Source organism: Pseudomonas sp. PSPC3-2 (genome assembly GCF_049897085.1).
GTDB classification, from domain to species: Bacteria; Pseudomonadota; Gammaproteobacteria; order Pseudomonadales; family Pseudomonadaceae; genus Aquipseudomonas; species Aquipseudomonas paraveronii.
Genome location: NZ_JAFCVO010000001.1, coordinates 133,042 through 159,649 on the forward strand (window position 1 = coordinate 133,042; position 26,608 = coordinate 159,649).

26 protein-coding genes are annotated in these 26,608 nt (G+C 60.5%); 15 read left to right on the forward strand and 11 right to left on the reverse strand.

The window, feature by feature from the left end; translation table 11 throughout:
• Positions 1-101 precede the first annotated feature (101 nt).
• Positions 102-1,259, reverse strand: a complete 1,158-nt coding sequence (locus tag ACP7CJ_RS00615; RefSeq protein WP_426099659.1) for an alpha/beta hydrolase family protein — start codon at positions 1,257-1,259, stop codon at positions 102-104.
• 386 nt (positions 1,260-1,645) lie between these two features.
• Complete coding sequence (locus ACP7CJ_RS00620; RefSeq protein ID WP_426099658.1) at positions 1,646-1,912, reverse strand: YebG family protein; 267 nt, start codon at positions 1,910-1,912, stop codon at positions 1,646-1,648.
• Between the two features lie 547 nt (positions 1,913-2,459).
• Here ACP7CJ_RS00620 and ACP7CJ_RS00625 point away from each other — a divergent pair.
• Positions 2,460-2,945: a phosphate-starvation-inducible protein PsiE gene (locus tag ACP7CJ_RS00625; RefSeq protein ID WP_247405845.1), complete on the forward strand. Its 486-nt coding sequence runs from the start codon at positions 2,460-2,462 to the stop codon at positions 2,943-2,945.
• Here ACP7CJ_RS00625 and ACP7CJ_RS00630 read toward each other — a convergent pair.
• Positions 2,942-3,259, reverse strand: coding sequence for a DUF3509 domain-containing protein (locus tag ACP7CJ_RS00630; RefSeq protein ID WP_276196627.1), 318 nt, complete (start codon positions 3,257-3,259; stop codon positions 2,942-2,944). The genes ACP7CJ_RS00625 and ACP7CJ_RS00630 overlap by 4 nt on opposite strands.
• A gap of 591 nt (positions 3,260-3,850) precedes the next feature.
• Between ACP7CJ_RS00630 and ACP7CJ_RS00635 the strand changes: the two genes are divergently transcribed.
• Positions 3,851-4,261: an HPF/RaiA family ribosome-associated protein gene (locus ACP7CJ_RS00635; RefSeq protein ID WP_247405840.1), complete on the forward strand. Its 411-nt coding sequence runs from the start codon at positions 3,851-3,853 to the stop codon at positions 4,259-4,261.
• A gap of 54 nt (positions 4,262-4,315) precedes the next feature.
• Here the strand turns inward: ACP7CJ_RS00635 and ACP7CJ_RS00640 are convergent, their stop codons facing one another.
• Entirely contained in the window at positions 4,316-5,836 is a 1,521-nt protein-coding gene (locus ACP7CJ_RS00640) for an MFS transporter (RefSeq protein ID WP_426099657.1), read from the reverse strand.
• Positions 5,837-5,942: 106 nt separating this feature from the next.
• On the opposite strand from ACP7CJ_RS00640, the gene ACP7CJ_RS00645 reads away from it, so the two are divergent.
• The 6 genes from ACP7CJ_RS00645 (at position 5,943) to ACP7CJ_RS00670 (ending at position 10,709) form a co-directional block, all read left to right on the forward strand.
• A complete protein-coding gene (locus ACP7CJ_RS00645; RefSeq protein ID WP_253393513.1) occupies positions 5,943-6,854 on the forward strand; it encodes a LysR family transcriptional regulator in 912 nt (303 codons plus the stop codon).
• Positions 6,855-6,948: 94 nt separating this feature from the next.
• Positions 6,949-7,251 carry a DUF3649 domain-containing protein gene (locus tag ACP7CJ_RS00650; RefSeq protein ID WP_247408408.1) on the forward strand — a complete coding sequence of 101 codons (303 nt, stop codon included), beginning with the start codon at positions 6,949-6,951 and terminating at the stop codon, positions 7,249-7,251.
• Positions 7,248-8,822: a PepSY domain-containing protein gene (locus ACP7CJ_RS00655; RefSeq protein ID WP_426099656.1), complete on the forward strand. Its 1,575-nt coding sequence runs from the start codon at positions 7,248-7,250 to the stop codon at positions 8,820-8,822. The genes ACP7CJ_RS00650 and ACP7CJ_RS00655 overlap by 4 nt, the downstream gene beginning before the upstream one ends.
• Positions 8,823-9,149: a DUF3325 domain-containing protein gene (locus tag ACP7CJ_RS00660; protein ID WP_276196630.1), complete on the forward strand. Its 327-nt coding sequence runs from the start codon at positions 8,823-8,825 to the stop codon at positions 9,147-9,149. It abuts the gene before it with no gap.
• 7 nt (positions 9,150-9,156) lie between these two features.
• Positions 9,157-9,735, forward strand: coding sequence for an RNA polymerase sigma factor (locus ACP7CJ_RS00665; RefSeq protein ID WP_276196631.1), 579 nt, complete (start codon positions 9,157-9,159; stop codon positions 9,733-9,735).
• Positions 9,732-10,709 carry a FecR family protein gene (locus ACP7CJ_RS00670; protein ID WP_276196632.1) on the forward strand — a complete coding sequence of 326 codons (978 nt, stop codon included), beginning with the start codon at positions 9,732-9,734 and terminating at the stop codon, positions 10,707-10,709. The genes ACP7CJ_RS00665 and ACP7CJ_RS00670 overlap by 4 nt, the downstream gene beginning before the upstream one ends.
• Here the strand turns inward: ACP7CJ_RS00670 and ACP7CJ_RS00675 are convergent, their stop codons facing one another.
• Positions 10,710-11,060, reverse strand: coding sequence for a glutaredoxin family protein (locus tag ACP7CJ_RS00675; RefSeq protein WP_276196633.1), 351 nt, complete (start codon positions 11,058-11,060; stop codon positions 10,710-10,712).
• Positions 11,060-12,064: a nucleoid-associated protein YejK gene (yejK, locus tag ACP7CJ_RS00680; protein ID WP_247405233.1), complete on the reverse strand. Its 1,005-nt coding sequence runs from the start codon at positions 12,062-12,064 to the stop codon at positions 11,060-11,062. The genes ACP7CJ_RS00675 and yejK overlap by 1 nt, the downstream gene beginning before the upstream one ends.
• A gap of 397 nt (positions 12,065-12,461) precedes the next feature.
• Between yejK and ACP7CJ_RS00685 the strand changes: the two genes are divergently transcribed.
• A complete protein-coding gene (locus tag ACP7CJ_RS00685; protein ID WP_003212743.1) occupies positions 12,462-12,743 on the forward strand; it encodes an HU family DNA-binding protein in 282 nt (93 codons plus the stop codon).
• 67 nt (positions 12,744-12,810) lie between these two features.
• Here the strand turns inward: ACP7CJ_RS00685 and rlmF are convergent, their stop codons facing one another.
• From rlmF to ACP7CJ_RS00710, 5 genes are all read right to left on the reverse strand, one after another.
• Complete coding sequence (gene rlmF, locus ACP7CJ_RS00690; protein ID WP_276196634.1) at positions 12,811-13,833, reverse strand: 23S rRNA (adenine(1618)-N(6))-methyltransferase RlmF; 1,023 nt, start codon at positions 13,831-13,833, stop codon at positions 12,811-12,813.
• Positions 13,834-14,058: 225 nt separating this feature from the next.
• Positions 14,059-16,905: a valine--tRNA ligase gene (locus ACP7CJ_RS00695; protein ID WP_426099655.1), complete on the reverse strand. Its 2,847-nt coding sequence runs from the start codon at positions 16,903-16,905 to the stop codon at positions 14,059-14,061.
• A gap of 253 nt (positions 16,906-17,158) precedes the next feature.
• A complete protein-coding gene (locus tag ACP7CJ_RS00700; protein WP_426099654.1) occupies positions 17,159-17,575 on the reverse strand; it encodes a DNA polymerase III subunit chi in 417 nt (138 codons plus the stop codon).
• A 7-nt stretch (positions 17,576-17,582) separates the two neighbouring features.
• A complete protein-coding gene (locus tag ACP7CJ_RS00705; protein ID WP_247403241.1) occupies positions 17,583-18,011 on the reverse strand; it encodes a DNA polymerase III subunit chi in 429 nt (142 codons plus the stop codon).
• A 52-nt stretch (positions 18,012-18,063) separates the two neighbouring features.
• Positions 18,064-19,554: a leucyl aminopeptidase gene (locus tag ACP7CJ_RS00710; RefSeq protein WP_426099653.1), complete on the reverse strand. Its 1,491-nt coding sequence runs from the start codon at positions 19,552-19,554 to the stop codon at positions 18,064-18,066.
• Positions 19,555-19,839: 285 nt separating this feature from the next.
• Between ACP7CJ_RS00710 and lptF the strand changes: the two genes are divergently transcribed.
• The 6 genes from lptF to era all read left to right on the forward strand — a co-directional run bounded on the left by lptF (position 19,840) and on the right by era (position 26,573).
• Positions 19,840-20,958, forward strand: coding sequence for an LPS export ABC transporter permease LptF (gene lptF / locus ACP7CJ_RS00715; RefSeq protein ID WP_276196637.1), 1,119 nt, complete (start codon positions 19,840-19,842; stop codon positions 20,956-20,958).
• Positions 20,951-22,030, forward strand: coding sequence for an LPS export ABC transporter permease LptG (gene lptG / locus ACP7CJ_RS00720; protein WP_276196638.1), 1,080 nt, complete (start codon positions 20,951-20,953; stop codon positions 22,028-22,030). The genes lptF and lptG overlap by 8 nt, the downstream gene beginning before the upstream one ends.
• Positions 22,031-22,181: 151 nt before the next feature.
• A complete protein-coding gene (gene lepA / locus ACP7CJ_RS00725) occupies positions 22,182-23,981 on the forward strand; it encodes a translation elongation factor 4 (protein ID WP_247403232.1) in 1,800 nt (599 codons plus the stop codon).
• 5 nt (positions 23,982-23,986) lie between these two features.
• Positions 23,987-24,841, forward strand: a complete 855-nt coding sequence (gene lepB, locus ACP7CJ_RS00730; protein WP_276196639.1) for a signal peptidase I — start codon at positions 23,987-23,989, stop codon at positions 24,839-24,841.
• 147 nt (positions 24,842-24,988) lie between these two features.
• A complete protein-coding gene (gene rnc, locus ACP7CJ_RS00735) occupies positions 24,989-25,678 on the forward strand; it encodes a ribonuclease III (protein WP_276196640.1) in 690 nt (229 codons plus the stop codon).
• Positions 25,671-26,573 (forward strand): GTPase Era, encoded by a 903-nt coding sequence (era, locus tag ACP7CJ_RS00740; RefSeq protein ID WP_247403227.1) that lies wholly within the window; start codon positions 25,671-25,673, stop codon positions 26,571-26,573. The genes rnc and era overlap by 8 nt, the downstream gene beginning before the upstream one ends.
• The last annotated feature ends 35 nt before the right edge of the window (positions 26,574-26,608 follow it).

Here is a 26,608-nt window from a genome sequence, read left to right on the forward strand (position 1 = left end):
GAACGGTTGAGCTGCCTGTCACGAACGGACAGTTGGGGGATCAGTCAGTAGCGAAGGGGAGAGAACGGCGGCCGCGAAGCCGCCTTCTATGACTCGATTGATCAGGCTGTACGCCCACCCAACGCTTCGGCAACCCAGTCGGCGATGTAGTGACCGGCATTGCTGCTGTTGTCGAGACTGGAGTGTTGTACGCCGCCTTCTCGATCAGTGAATATCTTCAGTTCACGTTTCGGGCTATTGACCAATTGCTCGTAGGTTCGATGCGCCCACTTCAACGGGATCTGCGTGTCCTTTTCCCCATGGGTAACCAGGAACGGCACTTTGATTCGATCCAATACGCCATCCAAGTGCATGTTTTCGGCGATGTTCATGAAGTCGTCGACATCCTTTGCACCAAATACCCAGCACACATGGGCCCAGTAATGCGGTACCGGGAAGTCGCCTTCCTTCTCCATGCGTCGCTTCTGCACGTCACGCCAGTCGTGGTTGGCGCCCCATACTACGCCGCAGGCGAAGCGCGGTTCGAAGGCTACAGCGCGAGGGCAGTAGTAACCGCCCAGCGAGACGCCTTCCAGGCCGATGCGTTTTGAATCGACATCACTGCGGGTCTCCAACCAATCGACAACACGGCTGGCCCAGTGCTCAGTGTCATAACGAGCGGTCAGGTTGTGCAGGCGCAATGCCTCGCCGGTGCCGGGCTGGTCGATGATCAGCGAGGAGACGCCACGCTTGGCCAGCCATGCTGGCAGGCCGATGCGGTATTTCATTTCCTTGGTGGAGTCGAGCCCGTTGACTTGCACCAGGATCGGTGCCGGACCGTCCACGCCTACCGCACGCACTAGCAGGCCGGAGATATGAGTACCCTCGTAAGGGATTTCTACTCGCTCGCAGTTTTCCCCGCAGAGTTGGGTGCCACGGGCAAAAGTCTCAAGGAATCGTTGATAAAGCGCTTCACGCCCGTTCGCACCGTGGGCCTGTAGACGCTCGCAGGTGAGGTAGTAGATGGCCGCGCGGTTGTACTTCTCCCCCGCTGAGAACAGACGTCCGGCGGCCTCGTCTTCCTCGGCCAGGCCGCAAAGTTTATCGGCCATGTTGGCCCAGGTTTCACGGAAAGCCTTGCTGGCGGCTGCGTCTGGTTGTTTAGCGGCCTCATGCAACGGCGCGCACATCGCTTCAATCTCGTCCATGCGCGCGCCCATTTCGATGGCCAGGCTGATGGAAGCATTCCAGACGTAATTAGTGGGGAAATAACGGAACATTCTTATTGTCCTTTTAGTGGCGGCAGACGGGCGCCGTGACTTGCGCAGGCAAATCCTACGAACGCCATTCGCCAAACACGTTAAGGAGGGGGGGGGCAATTGGCCAATCGTGAGTCGGGATGTGAGGTATCGCGAAAGGAGATAGATCTAGGACCGCCGATGCGATCGAAGCATTCTCAAAGGTGGCAGATTCCGCATTTGCAGCACGACCGGCGACTCACGCGAAAGGCGAACAACAAGGAGGAACTGGATGCGTTTTTTGGTTCTCCGCGAGGCCCGACGCCAGCCCTAATGCGGAGAGTTATCGTTAGGGATGGCAGGGGGCCGTTTTCGCATTCTATATCCCGGATTTACCTATTAAGCCGTCAGCACTTAACCACTGATATCTAGCTTTCAGCATCGGCTGGAGCAGCGAGCTCATTCAGCACCATTGCGTTATTTTTGAAAGCGGTTGCAAACACGGCGCGATTTTTTGCCATATAGATGCTTGCGTCTTCAGCGTGCTTTTCCGAGAGTCCAGGGACGTTTTTCATCAACACGTCCGTAAGTGCCTCTGCCAGCTCAAGCATCTGATCGTGTGCATCGGCGAGTTTTCGGTCCACGAACGTAGTCTCCAAATCGCGGGTACTGCGGTAAAGGGTTTCAACAGCCATTTTGGCCTCGTCGTCATATCTAGTGTTGAAAGAGATTAGCCCAGGCGCTGTGAGCTTCCTGCGATGGCCAACAGATGATGCAAAGCATTGATTCTGCGGGTCGAGCGCCTAACTAGGCAGGTAGCGTTCCCGGGTTGTGGGCTGATCAGCAAGCTTCAGCATCCTAGATTATTGAATTTCCGAATAAAATTTTTACGATCCTCAGATGAGGTGCTCTAACAAGGCACATGGGCGGTCCACAAGACTATAAACAAACGCTCCAGATCTCCGCTGCTACGGTATGCCACTTCGACGGCCATTCACCACCTCACATGCCTTCACGATAGTTGTCTTTTGCGACTACTGTATTTATATACAGCTAAAAGGGTAAGCCAAACTGTGCGGTTTGGGTAGTAGTTTTTTAATGTAGCCCGGAAATACAGGTTTGGAGTGCCTCATGTCACCCCGCCATCATCTTATCCCTGCCGCTGGCCTTTTTTCTGCATGCAGAACAACCGTCACGTCCAACCCGCATTATCCGGTCGAGCCGACCTAAGGAAGCATCATCGTGAAAATCAATTGGGCCGAAAAGCTGCGTCAGAATGTCCACGGGCTGGCCGAGTCTCTGGGCAATCTGTTTGTCGAGACGTTCCACTACCTGGCGTTGTTCGCTATCGGTGCCGTGACTGCCTGGGCGGCGGTGATGGAGTTTCTGGGGATGCTGGAGAACGGGCACATCAAGATCGATGACATCTTGCTGTTATTCATCTACCTGGAATTGGGTGCCATGGTCGGGATTTACTTCAAGACCAACCATATGCCGGTGCGCTTCCTGATCTACGTGGCGATCACCGCGCTGACGCGTCTGCTGATCTCCAACGTGTCCCACCACAACCCGCCGGACATCGGCATCATCTACCTGTGCGGCGGGATTCTGTTGTTGGCGTTCTCGATTCTGGTGGTGCGCTATGCGTCGTCGGCGTTTCCGTCGGTGAAGGTGCAAGGCCCGCACCGCAAGGGCGAGAGCCTTGAAACAGAGAAAGGTGAGCTTTAAAGCCTGACGCTGAAGGGTTGGGGACGGGTGGGCGGTCGCTGCAACAGTTTGTGACTGTCCCCGTCCGTCATCACCGTCAGGATTTCCATGGCGCTGTGGCCCTGTTCGATGGCAATCCCGAACTGGATGCTTTGCACCAGGCGCTTGAGCCGTTGCGGGTCGTTGCGTTGTTCGGCGCTGATCATGCGCTTGGCCACCACGCCCTGCTCATTCGAGAGGGTCAGCATGATGCTGCCATCCAGCCGCTGGATGCTCAGGTTGACTCGGTACTGTGGGGTGAAGGTGTCGGTGATGATCTGAAAAGGATTGTCCATGGTGCGTTACCGCCTGATAAGAACATGCAGTCATTGACGACCGGGGTCTGGATTAGTTCGCGTTGCCTGACCACCGGCCACTCCGTCGCTGAGGGTTCACAACGTCCGTTTGCCTCATGAGCTGTACAGCAAGGGGCGTGCCGTACAGCGACCTGTCTGACGCTGGAATGCACCTGTGGGAGGTGGCTTGCCCGCGATTGCGGTGGATCATTTGATGAATTCGTGGCTGGGCGAGCGCAATCGCGGGCAAGCCCCCTCCCACATGGGGTGGCGTCGTGCTTTGTTTCAGGGCAGTCACGAGAAAGCGGTGCACGATGGGCTGGCGGGGGAAGCAGGGATTTTTCGCGGGTTGCACCCGTGGGCACAGCGGTAATGACGAAGATGGGGGGCATCAGAAGATGTAACTAACTCCCCACCCTACCAGCGTTTTTGCTTGTAGTCAGGGTTAATTTGTAATGTAGGATTTATCTTTGCAAAGGGGTTGAATTGTTTCTCTGACTGCTCAATTGTGTAATCAAGAGGTCATGGTTTCACCACCCCGGTGTTGCAGTTTGTGACCTCTCGCGAGCTAGCTGAAATAAGGGAAGAACTATGCAAATCCAAGTCAATAGCGATAACCATATTGAAAGCAGCATCCGACTGGAGGAGTGGGTACGTAATACCATTGAAAGCACGCTCGAACGTTATGACGAAGACCTGACCCGCGTTGAGGTCTACCTGCGGGATGAGAACGGCGACAAGCCCGGTCCCCACGATTTAAGCTGCCGCCTGGAAGCACGGCCAAAGGGCCATCAACCGCTTTCGGTACTGCATAAAGCCGATACCCTGGAACAGGCGATCGACGGTGCAGCGATCAAGCTGGACCATGCGTTGGAACATCTGTTCGGCAAACTGCAAGGCAAGCCACGCGCTGCTGCGAAAAATGTGCCGGCCAACAAAGTGAATGATGACGCGCTTGAAGAGGAATTCCTGGAAAACGAAAACGCTGCAATTAATAGCTGACAGTTTTTTCATTCCCAACTGAGAACGGGCCTGCTGATGCAGGCCCGTTTTTGTTTACCTGCCGCGTCGGAAGAAATACCTGCTTAACAGCGCCAGCCCGCCAGCCCCCGCGCCCGCAAACAGCATCGCCCAACCGGCGCCATGGCGTAGCGCCGCCTCGGCATCCGGACGCGCCAGGCCCATTGATGTCAGCCCCTCCAGCTTGCCCGCTGCAATGTTCTGACTGATGGCGGGCCAATCCAGTGCGCTGGTGGCCGGCAACACCTCGGCCAGTTGATGGCTGATCCCCAGCAAGAGCACCAGGCCCATCAGCGCGATATTGATCGCCAGGGTGATCAGCCGCGCGCTGAGGTCGATCCCCGAGGCCATGCCCGCACGATCCGCCGACACCGAACCGGTGGTGGTGTTGGTCGTCGGTGAGTTGGTCAGCGCCAGGCCCACGCCGGCCATCGCGCAACTGAACAGCACCAGCCCGATGCTTGGATGCGCGGCGCCATTGGCAGCGGCCATGGCCATAAAGCCCGTGCCCATCACCCCCAGACCCAACGGGATGATCCGTTCGGCGCCGTAGCGCAGGGCCAGGCGTTCGGCCAGCGGCGGCACCAGCAAGGTGGGCAGGGTATAGGCGAGCAGGGCGCCGCCGGTGGTCAGGGTGTCGTAGCCCAGGCCCGCCTGGAAGTACAACGGCAGGTAGATCATGAACGGCCAGAAGCTGAAGTTCATGCCGATCGAACCCATCAACGCGCCGTTGAAACGTTGGAGGCGAAACACCGAGAAGTCGAACATAGGATGGGCGCTGCGCCGCTCAATGAAGATGAACAGCAGCAGCGCGGCCAGCGACAAGCCTGCCCAGCCGAGCATGGCCGGTGCGCCAAAGCCGTTCTCGGTGCCTTGGGTGATGAAGTAAACCAGCGCAAACACCGACAGCGTCAAGGTGACCATGCCGGCGATATCGAGGCGATTACCGGCCGGATCGCGCGACTCCTGCACGCTGACATGCAGCAGCACCAGGGTCAGCAGCGTGAGCGGCACATGCACGAGAAACACCCAGCGCCAGTCCGCAACCGCCAGGATCAACGCCCCAACCATCGGCCCGAAGCCCAGGCCCAGGCCCGCAATCACACCCCACACCGCGAATGCCCGCGCCCGCGCTGCAGGCTCACGGAACTGGTGCGACAAAATCGCGAACTGGCAGATCATCATCGCCCCGGCACCCACGCCCTGGACGAAACGCGCCCCGATCAGCAGGGACGCGTCTTCGGCCAGCCCACAGGCCAGCGAGGCCAGGCCGAATAGCCACAGGCACAGCACCAGCATGCGTCGCCGGCCAAAGCGGTCGGCCAACGTACCGGCAGCCATCAGCACGCTGGTGCAGGCCAGGGTGTAGGCGTTCATGATCCATTGGGCATCCTGGAAACCGGTGCCCAGTTGCTGTTCCAGCGTGGGCAGGATCACCGGCACGCTGGAGATTTCCAGGCCGAACATCAGCGCCACGAGGCACACGGCAGTGAGGGCGAGCGCGTTTCTGGCGGTGCTTGATGCGCTGACAGCCGATACAGCGACGGCGGGAGGCATGGGGTCTTCCTTTCGAGAGGGGGAGCGTGCCATTCTCGCGGGAAGCAGATTCTTTATTCGTGACAAGTTTTCCTTCAATCAGGGAATTAAGGGCGACAATTACAGCATGGCCACCCCACGTTTTGATGGCGTTGAACTCTTTCTGCAGATCGTCGAGAGCGGCAACCTGACCGAAGCCGCCGAGCGGCTGAACCTTACCCGTTCGGCCGTGGGCAAAGGCTTGGCGCGACTCGAGGCACGCCTGGGCACGTGCCTGTTGCAGCGCTCCACCCGCCGCCAGCGGTTGACCGAGGACGGGCAGGCCTATTACGAGCATTGCCTGCGCGCGCTGGCCGAGCTGGAAGCGGCCGAATCGGTGCTGGAAAGCGGTCGGCAGCAGCCACGCGGGCGCTTGAGGGCGAGCTTGCCACTGGCTTTCGGGCATCACTACGCGGCACCGGCGCTGTGGGGCCTGCTGGATCGTTTTGCGCAGTTGGAGATTGATATTTCGTTTTCTGACCGACTGATCGACGTGGCCCAGGAAGGCTTCGATCTGGCGGTGCGCATCGGCGCGCTACCCGACACCGACCGCCTAAGCGCGCGGCGCCTGGGCGAGCAGGCCATCGGCCTGGCGGCAGCCCCGGCGTATTTGCAGCGCGTCGGGCGAATCGAGCGCCTTGAGGATTTGGCCGGACACCGCGGCATTGCCTACCGCTGCACTGCGCCGCGCCTGGAGTGGCAGCTCAACGACGCCCAAGGCCGCCCACACCGTGTGCAGGTCGCGTCGCCGCTGATGATGGACGACCTCCAGGCCGTGGCCGATGCCGCCATCGCCGGCGTGGGCCTGGCCTGGTTGCCGAGTTGGCTGATTGCGCACTATGTGCTGCGCGGGCAACTGGAAGCGGTACTGCCGAGCTACCGCGAGCAGCCCGCGCCGATCCATGTGATCTGGCCCACGGCGGCGCACATGCCGGCCAAGACGCGCTGCGCCATCGACGCCTTGGTCGCAGGCACCCCGAGTTGCCTGGCGGGCAGTTAGGTTTTGCCTTCAGGCAGGTGATTCATCCGTTCTCTTTTGCTTATGAGAATATTTATCATTAATATTGCGCTCTGATGAACCTGGCGCTTCCTGCATGAAAAGCAAAACCTCGCTTCCCGCCGCTTACCGCCTCGCGGTCACGTCACGCGCATTGGCCGCTGTGCTCGGCGGCTATCTGATGGCGTCCCTGGCCGCCATCTGCCTGGCGCTGTGGCTGCCCACGTCCCGCGCCGACGCGGTGATCACCGGGATGATGAGTTCGTTTGTGTTCTACCTGTTGGCGGTGCTGTGGTGCTTTGCCTGCCGCACGGCTTGGCGTGCGTGGTGTGGCGTGATGCTGCCGAGCGCGTTGTTCGCGACCCTGGCGGGTGTGGGTGTATGGATGGCACGCACATGAAAGAAGGATTTCGCCAGGCGATGGCCTGGTTGCACACCTGGGTCGGACTGATCTTTGGCTGGCTGCTGTTTGCGATTTTTCTGACGGGCACCTTGTCGTATTTCAAAGATGAAATCAGCCATTGGACCCAGCCCGAAGTGCAGGTCCACCCGTTGGACGATGGGCGCAGCCTCGCGGTGGCCCAAGCCTACTTGCAACAGCATGCGCCCAACGCCGCACGCTGGTTTATCACCTTGCCGGACAGCCGCGACCCTGGCCTGTCGGTCATGTGGCAAGACAAGGTCGACCCGAGCAAACGTGGCGACTTCATCCAGAAAGTCCTCGACCCGGTCAGCGGCCAAGCCGTGCAGGCCCGTGAAAGCAAGGGTGGCGAGTTCTTCTACCGCTTCCACTTCCAGTTGCAAATGCCGCATCCCTGGGGTCGCTGGTTATCCACCCTTGCCGCGATGGTGATGTTGGTCGCGTTGATCTCCGGCATCATCACTCACAAAAAAATCTTCAAGGACTTCTTCACCTTCCGCCCTCGCAAGGGGCAGCGCTCCTGGCTCGACGGGCATAACGCAGTGGGCGTACTGGTGCTGCCGTTTCATTTGATGATCACCTACAGCAGCCTGGTGATCTTCATGAGCATGGTCATGCCGGCCCCCATCGTGGCCTCTTACGGCAACGACAGTCGGGCCTTCTTCAACGACGTGTTCCCCGCCACCGACAATGCGCCTGCGCTCGGCCAGCCCGGCACCTTGTTGCCGTTGCTGCCGATGTACGAACAGGCGCGGGCGCAGTGGGCGGGTGGGCATGTCGGGCGGCTGGCGGTGAATAACCCAAGTGATGTGAACGCCTCGGTCAATGTGTTCCGCGCCGGTGCCGACCGCGTGGCGCATGATTTCGGCAGCACCGTGTCGTTCAACGGCAGCACCGGCGAGCTGCTGCGGGTCAGCGCCGAGCAATCGCTGCCGGCGGCGATCGGCGGCAGTTTTTATGGCCTGCACATGGGTCATTTCGCCGGTCCGGTGTTGCGCTGGCTGTACTTTATCTGCGGGCTGGCGGGTACGGCGATGATCGGCACCGGGCTGGTGATCTGGCTCGGCAAGCGCCAGCTCAAGCACGCCAAAACCGGGGGCATGCCGTTTGAGCTGCGCCTGGTGGAAGTGCTGAATATCGCCAGTATGTCCGGGCTGTTGCTCGCCATTGCGGCGTTCTTCTGGGCCAACCGTTTGCTGCCGGTGAGCGTTGCCGAGCGTTCCGACTGGGAAGTGCAGGTCTTCTTTATCGTCTGGGGCCTGAGCCTGTTGCACGCCGTGCTGCGTCGAGGGCGCGAGGCCTGGGTCGAGCAACTGAGCGTTGGCGCACTGTTGTTTAGCGCGATCCCTCTGCTCAACGCGCTGACCACCTCGCACCACCTGGGCGTGTCGCTGGCGACGGGCGACTGGGCCATGGCCGGCTTCGACCTGACGTGCCTGGGCAGCGGTGTGTTTCTCGCCTGGGCCGCCTGGAAGATGCACCGTCGCTCGGCGCCCGAGCCCAAGGCCGAAAGGGCGCGCCCGCTCAATCTCAAATCGGAGGCGCACTGAATGTTGCTTGCATGGCTGATGTGCTACGTCGGGTTTACCGCACTGTGCCTGTCTACCGACCGTCACCATGGCGAACTGCTGCGTAGCAAGCCGTCGCCGCGTCGCCGCTTGGGGTTGCGCGTGGCTGGTGGGTGGCTGCTGACGCTATCGATCTGGCCGGCGGTGGCCGCCACGGGCTGGGCCCAGGGCCTGGTGGAGTGGTGCGCGGTGTTGATGTTCAGCGCGCTGCTGCTGGTGCTGCTGTTGCCGTATCGGCCAAGGTTGGCCTTGAGCCTGGCGGGCGTTGGCCTGCTGGCCAGCCCCGTCGCGGCCTTCGCCACCCTGTGAGCTGCGCATGATGATCAGTCCGCCACCGGAACCCCAGGACAGCCAGCCCGCTGACGCGGCGGGTGGGCGTGCGCATTTCCTGCAGGTGTTTTTGTCCCAGCGTTCGCAGATGGAAGCGCTGGTCAGCCGGCGCGTGGGCTGTCGCGCCACGGCGGCCGACCTGGTGCAGGACTTGTTCCTGCGTTTCTGGCGCCGGCCGCTGGTGCAGGTCGAAGAACTCAGCACGTACCTGCTACGCTGCGCCGGCAATATCGCCATCGACCACCTGCGCAGCGAAAGCGCGCGGGTGCGCAGCAACGAAGGCTGGTTGCCCGAGCAGCAGGACAATCAGGGCTCCGAGCCCCAGGCTGCGCTGGAGGCCGGCAACGACCTGCGTCACGTCGAGGCCGCCTTGCGCAGATTGCCCGAGCGCACCCGCCAGATCTTCCTGCTCAACCGCATCCACGGCCGCAAGTACGCGCAAATCGCCAAGGCCATGGGGCTGTCCCAAAGTGCCGTGGAAAAACATATGATGCGTGCCCTCGAAGCCTGCAAAGCCAGCCTTCGTGAGCCATCGCCTCCACGCACGCTAGGGAAAGCACCGTGAACGTCACCCCGACGCCCGACCAGCAACAGGCCGCATTGGCTTGGCTGAGCCTGTTGCACGACCAGCCCAGCAGCGGCGACCAGGCCACCTTCAGCCGTTGGCTGCAGGCCGACCCGGCACATGTCCAGGCCTATTCCCAGGCCCAATTGCTCTGGGAGTTGAGCGAAGTACCGGCGCGCAAACTGGCGGATGAAGACGCGTTGGCCTTGCAGGGTTACCTGAATGCGATGCACACCTCGAAACGCTCGCGGGTCGTGCGCGGGGCCGGCGTGCTGGCAATGGCCGCGTGCCTGCTGGTGATGCTGTCGATGGGCGCCGGCTGGCAACCGTCGCGTTGGGTCGAGGACTTTGGCGCGGATTACGTCACGGCGCCGGGCGAGGTGAAAACCGTGACCCTGGCCGATCAATCCCACGTCACCCTGGATGCCGACAGCGCCATCGCCGTGGATTTCAGCCAGGGTGAGCGGCATGTCCAATTGCGTCGCGGTGCGGGCTTTTTCAGCGTGACTCACACCGGCGCGGCATTTGTGGTGGAAGCGGGCAGCGGTGAAACGCGGGTGCTGGGCACGCAGTTCGAAGTGCGCCTGCAACCGGCGGGCGCGCAGGTGACGGTGTTGTCGGGGCGGGTCGGCGTCACACCGGCCAAGCAGGCGCAGCAGCAAATTCTTACGGCGGGTCAGCAAGTGGCCTACGCCGATGGTGTCGTCGAGCCCTGGCACGCGGTCGACAGCGAAACACGCCTGGCCTGGCGCGACGGCTGGCTCAACTACTACAAGGCGCCGCTGGCCGACGTGATCGAGGATTTGCGCCGTTACTACCCTGGCCGCATCCTACTGCTCAACGACGAGCTGGGCGCCCGGCGTGTCAGTGGCAGCTTCCCGAGTAACGATCCGCACGCGGTGCTGAATGCGTTGCAGGCGGTGCTGGGGTTCGAGCAGCACACGGTGTTGGGACGGATGATCGTGGTGCGCTGATTACTTCAGCGCCGCCATGATCGCGTCAGGGCTGTACTCGCGAATCAACGTGCCATTCACGTCCACAAACGGAATCCCACCACCGCCCAATGCCTCATAGGCCTTGCGCGCTGCGGCGTTTTTGTCGATATCGAACGCCTGGTACGGAATACCTTTCTGGTCGAGGAAGCGGCGGATCTGTTTGCAGTAGCCACACCACTCGGTCGAATAGAGCACCACGCGCGCCGAGGCCCGCGTCTGCTCGGAGACCCCCTGGGACGGGTTGAACAGCCGTTCGACCTTGCCCCAGTTCTGGATCACCACCACCACCAGCAACACCAGCAGGACTTTTTTAAAGACCCCGCCGAGCATCAGTTACGGCGCTTGAGCTGGTCGGTCAGTTGGGTCGGCAGGCCCTTGATGATCAGGGTGCCGGCGGCTTCGTCGTACTCGATCTTGTCGCCCAGAAGGTGCGCTTCAAAACTGATCGACAGCCCCTCGGCGCGTCCGGTGAAGCGGCGGAACTGGTTGAGGGTGCGTTTGTCGGCCGGGATCTCCGGCGACAGGCCGTAGTCTTTGTTGCGGATATGGTCGTAGAACGCCTTAGGCCGATCTTCATCGATCAAACCCGACAATTCTTCCAGGCCCATCGGCTCGCCGAGCTTGGCCTGGCTGCTGGCATAGTCCACCAGGGTCTTGGTTTTTTCGCGGGCAGTTTCGTCGGGCAGGTCCTCGCTTTCAACGAAGTCGCTGAACGCCTTGAGCAGGGTGCGTGTTTCGCCTGGGCCGTCGACGCCTTCCTGGCAGCCGATAAAGTCGCGGAAGTATTCCGAGACTTTCTTGCCGTTCTTGCCTTTGATAAACGAGATGTACTGCTTGGACTGCTTGTTGTTCTGCCACTCTGACACGTTGATCCGCGCCGCCAGGTGCAACTGGCCCAGGTCGAGGTGGCGCGATGGGGTCACGTCCAGTTCGTCGGTGACCGCCACGCCTTCGCTGTGGTGCAGCAGGGCGATGGCCAGGTAGTCGGTCATGCCTTGCTGGTAGTGGGCAAACAGCACGTGGCCACCGGTGGACAGGTTGGACTCTTCCATCAGCTTCTGCAGGTGTTCGACGGCGGTGCGGCTGAACGTGGTGAAATCCTGGCCACCCTCGAAATATTCCTTCAACCAGCCGCTGAACGGGTGCGCGCCCGACTCGGCATGGAAGAAACCCCAGGCCTTGCCTTGTTTGGCGTTGTAGCTCTCGTTGAGGTCGGCAAGCATGTTCTCGATCGCGGCCGACTCGGCAAGCTCGGAGTCGCGGGCGTGGAGAACTGCGGGTGTGCCGTCGGGTTTTTTGTCGATCAGGTGGACGATGCAATGACGGATCGGCATAGGCTTCTCGGCTGGTTGATAGGGGAGCGGTTGGCCTCCCCGAAAAGTCGCCCAGTGTACCGCACCCATTGGCCAAGACGTGCTTGGAAGGTGTTTTGGAAGCCCTCCGACGGGCCATATGCCTTTTTTTCACGGTTTAGAGCGATAAAGCTGACCAAATGGGTAGGTAGAGGCGGATATTTCCCCGTCTCTGTGCTAGTTTTGCCCGGTCTTACGCCCAAGACTCGGCGTTAAGCGTGCATTCAGCACTTGTCAGGTCGAACCAATCCCCGATTCAAGCATCTATAACCCCGATCTCCGTGGTTATAGCCGGGGATGCCAGGCCTTGACGGTCGGGCTCGACGGCTGACACCGCACTCTGCAATCCATATGAATTTGATAGGGAAGGAACACCACAATGGCTATTACTAAAGACCAACTGATCGCCGACCTGGCTGAAGCAGTAGACGCACCGAAAACCACCGTGCGCGCTCTGCTGGATCAACTGAGCCAAATTGTTGCTGATCAGCTGGAAAACGGCGGCGAAATCACTCTGCCAGGCGTTGGCAAACTGAAAGTGACCGAGCGTCCTGCCCGTACTGGCCGTAACCCTTCGACTGGCGCTGCCATCGAAATCGCTGCCAAGAAAGTTATCAAGCTGGTTGTGGCCAAAGGCCTGACCGACGCTGTTAACAAGTAAGACGCAGCAAAAAAAACCGTGCGCCGGAGCGATCCGGGCACGGTTTTTTGTTGCCCGGGATTTGGGCTCAGTCTTTGCGTGCCCAGCGCTGACGCCACACCTGCTGCTCGGATGGGGTCTGGAAGGTCCAGGCGACAAACCGGCTCTGCTTCTGCCCTTGGGACATTTCCACCACCTGGCTCGCCAGTACACCGGCCTTTTTCAGCGCCGTCTGGATCGCGGGCAGGTTCGAGGCTTTCGACACCAGGGTGCTGAACCACAGCACCTTGTGGGCAAAGTGCGCGCTCTCGGCGATCAATTGCGTTACGAAGCGCGCTTCACCGCCTTCACACCACAGCTCGGCCGACTGGCCGCCGAAGTTCAGCACTGGCAACTTGCGTTTCGGATCGGCCTTGCCCAAGGCGCGCCATTTGCGTTCGCTGCCCTTGGTGGCTTCGTCCATGGACGCGTGGAACGGCGGGTTGCACATGGTCAGGTCAAAGCGCTCGCCGGGTTCCAGCAGGCCCAGCAGAATATGCTTGGGATTGCTCTGCTGACGCAGTTGGATCGCCTTGTTCAGGCCGTTGGACTGCACGATGGCCTTGGCGGCAGCGACGGCGGTGGGGTCGACTTCCGAACCGAGGAAGTGCCAGCGGTATTCGCTGTAGCCGATCAGCGGGTAGACGCAGTTGGCGCCCATGCCGATGTCCAGCACCTTGACCGGCGCGCCACGGGGGATTTCGCCGTCATTGACGCTGGCCAGCAGGTCGGCGAGGAAGTGTACATAGTCGGCACGCCCCGGCACCGGCGGGCACAGGTAATCCGCCGGGATGTCCCAATGCTGCACGCCATAGAAGGACTTCAACAGCGCCCGGTTGAACACCCGTACCGCGTCCGGGCTGGCGAAGTCGATGCTTTCCTTGCCGTAAGGGTTAATGATCACGAACTCCGCCAGTTCCGGCGTGGTCTTGATCAGCGCCGGGAAGTCGTAACGACCCTGGTGGCGGTTGCGCGGGTGCAGGGTGGCCTCTTTGCGCGGCACGACGGGTTTGGCCGTGGTGGCGGTTTTAGGCTTCTTGCGCGAAGGTTTCGGTGTGCTGGGGGAAGTCATGGCTGCATCGATTCTGGGGTTGTTTCAAAAGTGACGGGTATTGTCACACATTCTTGAGGCGACCCCGTTCAAATGTGGGAGGGGGCTTGCTCCCGATAGCAAAGTATCAGTCACCAACTGTTTGACTGAGCCACCGCTATCGGGAGCAAGCCCCCTCCCACATTGATCGGGTTTGCAAAGGAAAAAAAAGAGACCCGCAGGTCTCTTTTTTCACACGGCTAGCCCTTACAGGCTGGAAATCCGCGCATGTTGCTCCGCCAGCTTGCCCAGGGCCTGTTCAGCCTCGGCCAGTTTGGCGCGTTCTTTCTCGATCACTTCAGCCGGTGCCTTGTCGACGAATGCCGCGTTGGACAGCTTGCCGCCGACCCGCTGCACTTCGCCTTGCAGGCGCAGGATTTCCTTGTCGAGACGGGCCAGTTCCGCGCCCTTGTCGATCAGGCCGGCCATCGGCACCAGCACTTCCATGTCGCCGACCAGTGCGGTCGCCGACAGTGGCGCTTCGGCGCCAGCCGCCAACACGGTGATCGACTCCAGCTTGGCCAGCTTCTTGAGCAGCGCATCGTTCTCGGTGAGGCGACGCTGGTCCTCGGCGCTGGCGTTCTTCACGAATACCGCCAGTGGCTTGCCCGGGCCGATGTTCATCTCGGCGCGGATGTTGCGCGTGCCGAGCATCAGGCTCTTGAGCCATTCGATATCGCTTTCGGCAGCCTCATCGATGCGGGCTTCGTTGGCCACCGGCCAAGGTTGCAGCATGATGGTCTTACCTTGGACACCGGCCAGCGGCGCGAGGCGCTGCCAGATTTCTTCGGTGATGAACGGCATGAACGGGTGCGCCAGGCGCAGCGCCACTTCGAGTACGCGCACCAGGGTGCGACGGGTGCCGCGCTGGCGTTCGACCGGCGCGTTTTCGTCCCACAGCACTGGCTTGGACAGTTCCAGGTACCAGTCGCAATACTGGTTCCAGATGAACTCGTACAAGGCTTGTGCGGCCAGGTCGAAACGGAACTGGTCGAGTTGGCGGGTCACTTCGGCTTCGGTGCGCTGCAACTGCGAGATGATCCAGCGGTCGGCCAGGGACAGTTCGACGGCTTCGCCGTTCTGCCCGCAGTCTTCGCCTTTATCCAGCACGTAGCGCGCCGCGTTCCAGATCTTGTTGCAGAAGTTGCGATAGCCTTCGACGCGGCCCATGTCGAACTTGATGTCGCGACCGGTGGACGCCAGCGAGCAGAAGGTGAAGCGCAGGGCGTCGGTGCCGTAGCTGGCGATGCCGTCGGCGAACTCGTCGCGGGTCTGCTTCTCGATCTTTTTCGCGAGTTTCGGCTGCATCAGGCCCGAGGTGCGTTTCTGCACCAGGGATTCCAGGTCGATGCCGTCGATGATGTCCAGCGGGTCAAGGACGTTGCCCTTGGACTTGGACATCTTCTGGCCCTGGCCATCACGCACCAGGCCATGGACGTACACGGTCTTGAACGGCACCTGCGGGGTACCGTCCTCGTTCTTCATCAGGTGCATGGTCATCATGATCATCCGGGCGACCCAGAAGAAAATGATGTCGAAACCGGTGACCAGCACGTCGGTGGAGTGGAATTTCTTCAGGAATTCGGTCTGCTGCGGCCAGCCCAGGGTCGAGAAGGTCCACAGGCCCGAGCTGAACCAGGTGTCCAGTACGTCGTTGTCCTGTTGCAAGGCTACGTCCGGGCCGAGGTTGTGCTTGGCGCGCACTTCGGCTTCGTCGCGGCCGACATAGACCTTGCCCGACTCGTCGTACCAGGCCGGAATGCGGTGGCCCCACCACAGCTGACGGCTGATGCACCAGTCCTGGATGTCGCGCATCCACGAGAAGTACATGTTTTCGTATTGCTTGGGCACGAACTGGATACGGCCATCTTCCACGGCAGCAATCGCCGGCTCGGCCAGCGGCTTGGTGGACACGTACCACTGGTCGGTCAGCCAAGGCTCGATGATAGTGCCGGAGCGGTCGCCCTTCGGCACTTTCAGGTTATGGTCGTCGACGCTGACCAGCAGGCCGGCGGCGTCGAAGGCGGCAACGATCTGCTTGCGCGCTTCGAAACGGTCGAGGCCGGCGTATTCGGCCGGGATCTTGCCGTCGATGCTGTCGTTCAGCGTGCCGTCGAGGTTGAACACCTGGCAGGCCGGCAGCACGGCAGCGTTCTTGTCGAAGATGTTCATCAGCGGCAGGTTGTGGCGCTTGCCGACTTCGTAGTCGTTGAAGTCGTGGGCCGGGGTGATCTTCACGCAGCCGGTGCCGAATTCAGGGTCGCAATAGTCGTCGGCGATGATCGGGATACGCCGGCCAACCAGCGGCAGCTCGACGAACTTGCCGATCAGGGCCTGGTAGCGCTCATCGTTCGGGTTAACGGCCACGGCGGCATCGCCGAGCATGGTTTCCGGACGGGTAGTGGCGACGATCAGGTAGTCGTTGCCTTCAGCGGTCTTGGCGCCATCGGCCAGCGGGTACTTGAGGTTCCACAGGAAGCCTTTCTCGTCGTGGTTTTCCACTTCGAGGTCGGAAATTGCCGTGTGCAACTTGGTGTCCCAGTTGACCAGGCGCTTGCCGCGGTAGATCAGGCCGTCTTCATGCAGGCGCACGAAGGCTTCTTTCACGGCTTCCGACAGACCGTCGTCCATGGTGAAGCGCTCGCGGCTCCAATCGACGGACGAGCCCAGGCGACGGATCTGACGGCTGATGTTGCCGCCGGACTGATCCTTCCATTCCCAGACTTTTTCCAGGAATTTTTCGCGGCCCAGGTCGTGACGGCTCTGGCCGGTGGCTTCGAGTTGGCGTTCCACCAGCATCTGCGTGGCGATACCGGCGTGGTCGGTGCCCGGTTGCCACAGGGTGTTGCGGCCCTGCATGCGACGGAAACGGATCAACGCATCCATGATCGCATTGTTGAAGCCATGGCCCATGTGCAGGCTGCCAGTGACGTTCGGTGGCGGAATCATGATGGTGTAGGAATCGCCCGCGCCTTGCGGAGCGAAATAGTTCTCGGACTCCCAGGTCTGGTACCAGGAAGTTTCAATAGCGTGCGGCTGGTAGGTCTTATCCATGCGCGGCGGGACCCTAGTTGGCATTAATTCAGGAAAGCCGACAAGTATAACGGGGGAGAGGGGAGAGGGCGAGTTGAAGACGGCCTTAAGGTGCATGCGATCAACTGTGGGAGGGGCGGTGCGACGACTCGACTTGCTCGCGATCAAATGTGGGAGGGGGCTTGCTCCCGATAGCAGTGTGTCAGGCACTTATATGTCACTGACACACCGCAATCGGGAGCAAGCTCCCTCCCACAGGGGGTATGTGTCTGGTTTAAGACTGGTATTGACTGAGCAACCGCTCCATCCGCGCATCCATCCGGCGCTTGATCTCGGTTTCGATATGCGGGGCGAAGTCGTCGATCACGTCCTGCATGATCAATTGCGCGGCGGCGCGCAGTTCGTTGTCCAGGTGCAGCAGCAAGGCATCCGGGGTCTTTTCGGCAGGCGCTGCAGCGGGCGCTGCAGCGGGCGCCGCTTCGACAACCGGGGTGGCTGGGGCAGGTTGCGGTTCGAGCGGCTCAACCGGCTTGGCGCCGACCATGTCGAACAGCAGGGGAATCTGCACGTCGCCATTGACGGTCTCCGTCAGCAGCGGCGGTTGGAGGTTGCCGTCACCCAGCAACTGACGGATCGACTCCAGGTCGTCCAACAGGTGGTCGTCTTTTTTTATCGTATTCGGGGTGTCCATCATGCACTCAAAGTCGTTGTAGCCGGTGATCCTGCAAAGGATAGCCCTGTTCTCGATAGAAACGGAAACTCTCCCGCGCGGCCTGACGAATAGCCGGATCTTCCACCACTACTTCCGCCACGCGGGCGAACGCCTTGGCAAAGGCCGGGACTTTCAGGTCGAGGTTGACCAGCAGGTCATGGTGATCGCCGCAGCTGTCGCCTACACCCAGGACAACCTGGCCTTCGGGTTCAGCTTCTGCGGGGCCGTGGGGCACGAAACTTTCGCCCTTGAAGCGCCACAGGCGGGCGTCGAGTTCGTCGCGCTGGGCGGCATCGCTGCAATGCAGGTAGATGCGGTGGCCCATGCGCCAGGCTTTTTCGGTGAGTTTGCAGGCAAAGTCCAGGCGCGCGAGCGGGTCGGCGCTGGGCAATATATAGAAGTCGACTTGGGTCATTGCGGTTCCTGGAGCCCGAGGCGGCTGTAGCGCCGCCCCGGAGTCACGGTTTTCAGGCCTTGGCGCGATCCAGCAGGTACTGGGTCAGCAGTGGCACCGGACGGCCGGTGGCGCCCTTGTCCTTGCCGCCGCTGGTCCAGGCGGTGCCGGCGATGTCCAGGTGTGCCCAGTTGAAGTTCTTGGCGAAGCGCGACAGGAAGCAGGCCGCAGTGATGGTGCCGGCTTTCGGGCCGCCGATGTTGGCGATGTCGGCGAACGGGCTGTCCAGCTGTTCCTGATACTCGTCGAACAGCGGCAGTTGCCAGGCGCGGTCGTCGGCGGCCTTGCCGGCGCTGAGCAGTTGCTCGATCAGTTCGTCGTTGTTGCCCAGCAGGCCCGAGGTGTGGGAGCCGAGGGCGACGATGCAGGCACCGGTCAGGGTGGCGATGTCGATCACTGCCTGTGGCTTGAAGCGTTCGGCGTAGGTCAGGGCATCGCACAGCACCAAGCGGCCTTCGGCGTCGGTGTTGAGGATCTCGACGGTCTGGCCACTCAGGGTGGTGACGATATCGCCCGGACGGGCCGCGCCGCCGCTCGGCATGTTCTCGGCACAGGCCAGGATGCACACCAGGTTGATCGGCAGCTTGAGCTCCAGCACCGCACGCAGGGTGCCGAACACGCTGGCGGCGCCGCCCATGTCGTACTTCATTTCATCCATGCCGGCACCCGGCTTGAGGCTGATACCGCCGGTGTCGAAGGTGATGCCTTTGCCGACCAGGGCGTAAGGCTTCTCGGCCTTCTTGCCGCCGTTGTATTGCATCACGATCAGGCGTGGCGGCTGGTCGCTGCCCTGGCCGACCGCGTAGAACGAGCCCATGCCCAGTTCCTTGATCTTCTTCTCATCCAGGACTTCGACTTTCAGGCTCTTGAATTCCTTGCCCAGCGCCTTGGCCTGCTCGCCCAGGTAGGTCGGGTGGCAGATGTTCGGCGGCATGTTGCCGAGGTCACGGGTGAACGACATGCCGGCGGCGATGGCCTGGGCGTGGGTCACGGCGCGTTCGACTTCAGCCTGGGCGGCCTTGATGGTCAGCAGGGTGACTTTGTTCAGGGCGCGCGGTTCGGCTTTCTGGCTCTTGAACTCGTCGAAGACGTAGCCGCCGTCGAGCAGGCTTTCGGCCAGCAGGCGGGTCTTGCCATAGCTGTCGCGGCCTTTGACGACGATTTCATCGAGTGCCAGCGCTGCATCGCTGCCGCCCAGGCCCTTGAGGGTCGTGAGAATGCCGCTGACGATCTTGCGGAACGGGCGGTCGCCGAGTTCGGCGTCCTTGCCCACGCCTACCAGCAACACACGCTCGGCCTTGAGGTTGGGCAGGCTTTGCAGCAGCAGGCTCTGGCCGACTTTGCCGGCCAGGTCGCCGCGCTTGAGGATCGCGCTGATGGCGCCGCCGCTCAGTTCGTCGAGTTGTTTGGCGGCAACGCCGAGCTTGCGGCCTTCGCCGACAGCGACCACGAGGGTGGCGGTTTTCAACGTTTCGGGGCTAACGCTTTTTACAACCAATTCCATGTTCGGGTCCCTTATAAAGGTCTGTGAGCCTGGAGTCTGTGTGCTCCGGCTTTAAAGCCTGGCGGCCGTGTAAACCGCCAGCGACAAAGCCCGCAGTTTGAACCTCGCTGGCGGAGCCTGACAACCCTTGCCGCACGCTTTGTGTACGCGCATGAGTAAGCCCCGTGACAGGCGCGGTCAATCACAGGATAATGCGCCATCTTTTTAGCCGGCCTGTTTAAACGGGTCGACTCGTTATGCTTGCTTGTTTGGCCGCCTTAGCCTGACAACCCTGGAGTGTCTGGTTTGATCGTCTTCCGTTATCTGTCCCGCGAAGTCCTGTTGACCCTGAGTGCCGTGAGCGCAGTGTTGCTGGTCATCATCATGAGTGGTCGTTTCGTCAAGTTTCTTGCCCAGGCGGCTTCTGGCGCCCTGGATCCGGGCTCGTTGTTCTTGATCATGGGCTTTCGCCTGCCAGGTTTCCTGCAGCTGATCCTGCCGCTCGGCCTGTTTCTCGGCATTCTTCTGGCCTACGGCCGGTTGTACCTTGAAAGTGAAATGACCGTGCTTTCGGCCACCGGCATGAGTCAGCAGCGTCTGCTGGCCATGACCATGGTGCCGGCCGCCGGTGTTGCCCTGATGGTGGCCTGGTTGAGCATGAGCCTGGCGCCTCAAGGCGCCATGCAGTTCCAGTTGCTGTTGAACAAACAGGACGCGATGACCGAGTTCGACACCCTGGAGCCCGGGCGCTTTCAGGCACTCAACGACGGCACGCGGGTCACCTACACCGAAACCATGACCGATGACCGCGCCAACCTCGGCGGTGTGTTCATTTCCCAGAAAAACTTTGGGCAGAACCAGAAAGATCGTGGTATTTCGATTCTGGTGGCCGACAGCGGCCGCCAGGAAGTTCGCCCCGACGGCAGCCGTTACCTGATCCTGGAAAATGGCTATCGTTATGATGGCAGCCCGGGCCTGGCGGATTATCGGGCAATCAAATACGACACTTATGGCGTAATGCTGGCTCGTCCTGAGATCAGCGAAGAAGTCACCGACCGCGATGCGCTCCCGACGTCGTCGCTTTTCGGCAGCCCCGAACTGCGCTCCATCGCCGAGCTGCAGTGGCGTATTTCCCTGCCGCTTCTGGTGTTTATCGTGACCCTGATGGCCGTGCCGCTGTCTCGTGTAAACCCGCGACAGGGCCGTTTCCTCAAACTGTTGCCGGCGATCTTGCTGTACATGGCCTACCTGACCATCCTGATTTCCGCCCGTGGCGCCCTGGAAAAAGGCAAGTTGTCGCCAGTCATCGGCCTTTGGTGGGTGCATGGCATCTTCCTGGTGATCGGCCTGGGGCTGCTCTATTGGGAACCTATACGTTTGAAAATGAAGAGCCGTCGTGGCCTGAAGGAGTTGGCGCGTGACTAAGCTCGATCGCTACATTGGTAGCAGCGTACTGATCGCCATCCTGGCGGTACTGGGCATCATCCTCGGGCTGGCGTCGTTGTTCGCCTTCATTGATGAAGTGGGCAACGTCACCGACACCTATACCGTGATGGATGTATTGAGCTTCGTGGCGCTGACCGCTCCGCGTCGTCTCTACGAGATGATGCCGATGGCCGGGTTGATCGGCTGCCTGATCGGCCTGGGCGGCCTGGCCAGCAACAGCGAGCTGACGATCATGCGTGCGGCGGGGGTTTCCATCGGCCGTATCGTCTGGGCAGTCATGAAACCGATGCTGTTGCTGATGGCGTGCAGCGTGCTGATAGGCGAGTACGTGGCGCCACCGTCCGAAGCCACTGCCCAGGCCAATCGTGCCCTGGCCCAGGGTTCGGGCGATGCGCAAAGCGCCAGGCACGGCCTGTGGCACCGTCAGGGTGATGAATTCATCCACATCAACGCCGTGCAGCCCGACGGGCTGCTGATTGGTGTGACGCGTTACACGTTCGACAAAGAGCGGCACATGCTGACCTCCAGTTTCGCCAAGCGCGCGCAGTACAGTGCTGAGAAATGGACGCTGAGTGATGTCACCACCACTTACTTCCGCAATGTGGGCCAGGGCATCAAGGCCAGCACCGAAGTGATCAATGTGCCCACCGAACAATGGGACATCGCCCTGAAGCCGGAACTGCTCAACACTGTGGTCATGGTCCCGGAAGCCCTGCCGATCTCCGGTTTGTGGAGTTATATCCACTACCTCAAGGATCAGGGCCTGAATAACGGCCGTTACTGGCTGGCGTTCTGGGTCAAGGTGCTGCAACCGGTCGTCACCGCCGCGCTGGTGCTGATGGCGATCTCGTTTATCTTCGGCCCGTTGCGCTCCGTAACCCTCGGTCAGCGGGTCTTTACTGGCGTGCTGGTGGGCTTTGCCTTCCGTATTGCCCAGGATTTGCTGGGCCCGTCGAGCCTCGTGTTCGGTTTCTCACCGTTGTTTGCGGTGCTGGTGCCGACCGCTATATGCGCCCTGGCCGGGTTCTGGCTGCTGCGCCGCGCCGGGTGATCGTGCGCTTATGAACAAAAAATGCCCCGTTCGAGAGATCGGGGCATTTTTGTTCTGGTCAGCAAAGATGACGCCTGGCCCGAGCATCAGGTACAATTCCCGGCTATTTTTCAGCGGGCAGTCTGCCTGCAGCCTTTTTGAGTGTTGATCCGTGAGTGATTTGAGTCATATCCGCAATTTCTCCATCATCGCCCACATTGACCATGGCAAGTCGACGCTGGCCGATCGATTCATTCAGATGTGCGGCGGCCTTGCCGAGCGTGAAATGGAAGCCCAGGTGCTGGACTCCATGGACCTCGAGCGCGAGCGCGGGATCACCATCAAGGCCCACAGCGTTACCCTGTACTACACCGCCAAAGACGGTATCAAGTACCAGCTGAACTTCATTGACACCCCCGGCCACGTCGACTTCACCTATGAGGTCAGTCGTTCCCTGGCGGCCTGTGAAGGCGCGCTGCTGGTGGTGGACGCGGGGCAGGGGGTTGAAGCCCAGTCCGTGGCCAACTGCTACACCGCCATCGAGCAAGGCCTGGAAGTCATGCCGGTGCTGAACAAGATCGACCTGCCGCAGGCCGATCCGGACCGCGTGAAGGAAGAAATCGAAAAAATCATCGGCATTGACGCCACCGACGCCGTCGAGTGCAGCGCCAAGACCGGCCAGGGCGTCGACGAAGTGCTCGAACGCCTGGTGAAAACCATTCCCGCCCCAACCGGCAACTACGAAGATCCGCTGCAAGCGTTGATCATCGACTCCTGGTTCGACAACTACCTGGGGGTTGTCTCCCTGGTACGCGTGCGCCATGGCCGTGTGAAGAAAGGCGACAAGATCCTGGTCAAATCCACCGGCAAGATCCACCTGGTGGACAGCGTCGGTGTGTTCAACCCCAAACACACCGCCACCGTTGATCTGAAAGCCGGTGAAGTCGGCTTCATCATCGCCGGCATCAAGGACATTCACGGTGCGCCGGTGGGTGACACCCTGACCTTGAGCTCCACCCCTGACGTCGACGTGCTGCCGGGCTTCAAACGCATCCAGCCGCAGGTGTACGCCGGCCTGTTCCCGGTCAGCTCCGACGACTTCGAAGACTTTCGCGAAGCCCTGCAAAAGCTGACCCTCAACGACTCGTCGTTGCAGTACACCCCGGAAAGCTCCGACGCCCTGGGCTTTGGTTTCCGTTGCGGGTTCCTCGGCATGCTGCACATGGAGATCATCCAGGAGCGCCTTGAGCGCGAATACGACCTGGACCTGATCACCACCGCGCCAACCGTTATTTTTGAGTTGTTGCTCAAAACCGGTGAAACGATTTACGTCGACAACCCCTCCAAGCTCCCAGACCTGTCTTCCATCGAAGACATGCGCGAACCGATCGTGCGCGCCAATATTCTTGTGCCGCAGGAGCACCTGGGCAACGTCATTACCCTGTGTATCGAGAAACGTGGCATACAGCACGACATGCTGTTCCTCGGGACCCAGGTGCAAGTGACCTACGATTTGCCGATGAACGAAGTGGTCCTGGACTTCTTCGACCGTCTCAAATCGACCAGTCGCGGCTATGCTTCGCTGGATTACCACTTCGATCGTTACCAGTCGGCTAATCTGGTGAAGCTGGACGTGCTGATCAACGGCGACAAGGTCGATGCCCTGGCACTGATCGTGCACAAGGACAACGCGCACTACAAAGGTCGACAGTTGACCGAGAAGATGAAAGAACTGATTCCGCGCCAGATGTTCGACGTCGCGATCCAGGCCGCCATTGGTGGGCAGATCATTGCGCGGACTTCCGTCAAGGCACTCAGAAAGAACGTACTGGCCAAATGCTACGGTGGCGACGTCAGCCGTAAGCGCAAGCTGCTTGAGAAGCAAAAGGCCGGTAAAAAACGCATGAAGCAAGTGGGCAACGTGGAAATTCCACAAGAAGCCTTCCTTGCGGTGCTCAGGTTGGATAGTTAGGTCCTATGTCGCTAAATTTCCCGCTGTTGCTGGTCATCGCCGTTGCCGTTTGCGGACTCCTGGCGTTGCTCGATCTTGTGTTCTTCGCCCCGCGTCGGCGGGCGGCTATCGCGTCCTATCAGGGCAGCGTCAGCCAGCCCGACGTCGTGGTGATCGAGAAGCTGAACAAAGAACCTTTGTTGGTTGAATACGGCAAATCGTTCTTCCCGGTGCTATTTATCGTGCTGGTGCTGCGTTCGTTCCTGGTGGAGCCGTTCCAGATTCCGTCGGGGTCGATGAAGCCGACCCTGGACGTGGGCGACTTCATCCTGGTGAACAAGTTTTCCTACGGGATTCGCTTGCCGGTGATCGACAAAAAAGTCATCGAGATCGGCGACCCGCAGCGCGGCGATGTGATGGTGTTCCGCTACCCGAGCGATCCGAACGTTAACTACATCAAGCGTGTGGTCGGTCTGCCGGGTGACGTGATTCGCTACACCAGCGACAAGCGCCTGTTCATCAACGGTGAGTCGGTGGCCGAGCAGCTACTGGGTGCCGAACCGAACACCCTGGGCAGCGCCGAGCTGTATCAGGAAAAACTCGGTGCGGTGGAGCACCAAATCCGCAAGGAAATGAGTCGCTACCGCGCAATGCCTGATGGCGAATGGAAAGTGCCGGCCGGGCACTATTTCATGATGGGCGACAACCGCGACAACTCCAACGACAGCCGCTATTGGGATGATCCCACCATTCCCAAGGATCTGTTGGGCATGGTTCCCGACCAGAATATCGTCGGCAAGGCCTTCGCGGTCTGGATGAGCTGGCCGGAACCCAAACTCAGCCACCTGCCGAACTTCTCGCGGGTCGGGCTGATCAAGTAATACAGACGGCGCTGTGATCACAGCGCCGAATGCTTTTTTGGGGCTTGGACAATCTCCAGCCTCATGCAGCGCCAACCAGGATTTGAATTTGAACACTGCGTCAATCGTCGATGGCCGCCGGTGCCACCAAACAGATATGGGTAAACCGTGAGCGTTTCTCTAAGTCGTCTCGAGCACCTGCTCGGCTACACCTTCAAAGACCAGGAACTGATGGTCCTTGCCCTCACACACCGCAGTTTTGCAGGGCGTAACAACGAACGCCTGGAATTCCTCGGTGATGCCATCCTCAATTTCGTCGCCGGTGAAGCCCTGTTCGAACGCTTCCCTCAAGCCCGTGAAGGCCAGCTGTCGCGCTTGCGTGCGCGGTTGGTGAAGGGCGAGACCCTGGCCGTTCTGGCCCGTGGCTTTGGCCTGGGCGAGTACCTGCGCCTGGGCTCCGGTGAGTTGAAGAGCGGCGGTTTCCGTCGCGAGTCAATCCTGGCCGACGCGCTTGAAGCGCTGATCGGCGCCATCTATCTGGATGCAGGCATGGAAGCGGCCAAGACGCGCGTCACCGCTTGGCTGACGTCCGAGATCGAAAGCCTGACCCTGGTCGACACCAACAAAGATCCCAAGACCCGCCTGCAGGAATTCCTGCAGTCCCGCGGGTGCGAACTGCCACGCTACGAAGTGGTGGATATCCAGGGTGAGCCGCATTGCCGCGTATTTTTCGTGGAATGTGAAATCACCTTATTGAATGAAAAAAGCCGAGGTCAGGGTGTGAGCCGTCGTATTGCCGAACAGGTAGCGGCCGCTGCAGCACTGATTGCCCTGGGCGTGGAGAATGGCCATGACTGATTCAACCGCAACACGCTGTGGCTATGTTGCCATCGTCGGCCGTCCCAACGTGGGCAAGTCCACGCTGCTGAACCACATCCTCGGCCAGAAGCTCGCGATCACCTCGCGCAAGCCGCAGACTACCCGCCACAACATGCTGGGCATCAAGACCGAAGGCACCGTGCAAGCGGTCTACGTCGACACCCCGGGCATGCACAAAGGCGGCGAGAAAGCCCTGAACCGCTACATGAACAAGACCGCCTCGGCTGCGTTGAAAGACGTCGACGTAGTGATCTTCGTGGTCGACCGCACCAAGTGGACCGACGAAGACCAGATGGTTCTCGAGCGCGTGCAGTACGTCACCGGCCCGTTGATCGTTGCGCTGAACAAGACCGACCGCATCGAAGACAAAGCCGAGCTGATGCCGCACCTGAGCTGGCTGCAGGAACAACTGCCGAATGCCCAGATCATGCCGATCTCGGCCCAGCACGGGCACAACCTCGAAGCCCTGGAGCGCGTGATCGCTGGCTACCTGCCGGAGAACGAGCACTTCTTCCCGGAAGACCAGATCACCGACCGCAGCAGCCGTTTCCTCGCCGCCGAACTGGTGCGCGAGAAAATCATGCGCCAGATGGGCGCCGAGCTGCCGTACCAGATCACCGTCGAAATCGAAGAGTTCAAGCAACAGGGCAAGACCCTGCATATCCATGCGCTGATCCTCGTCGAACGTGACGGCCAGAAAAAAATCATCATTGGCGACAAGGGCGAACGCATCAAGCGCATCGGCACTGAAGCGCGCAAGGACATGGAATTGCTGTTCGATTCCAAGATCATGCTGAACCTGTGGGTGAAGGTGAAGGGTGGTTGGTCCGATGATGAGCGCGCATTGCGCTCCCTGGGTTACGGCGACCTGTAAGGTCTCGAATCCACCGCAGGGCTATAAATGTGGGA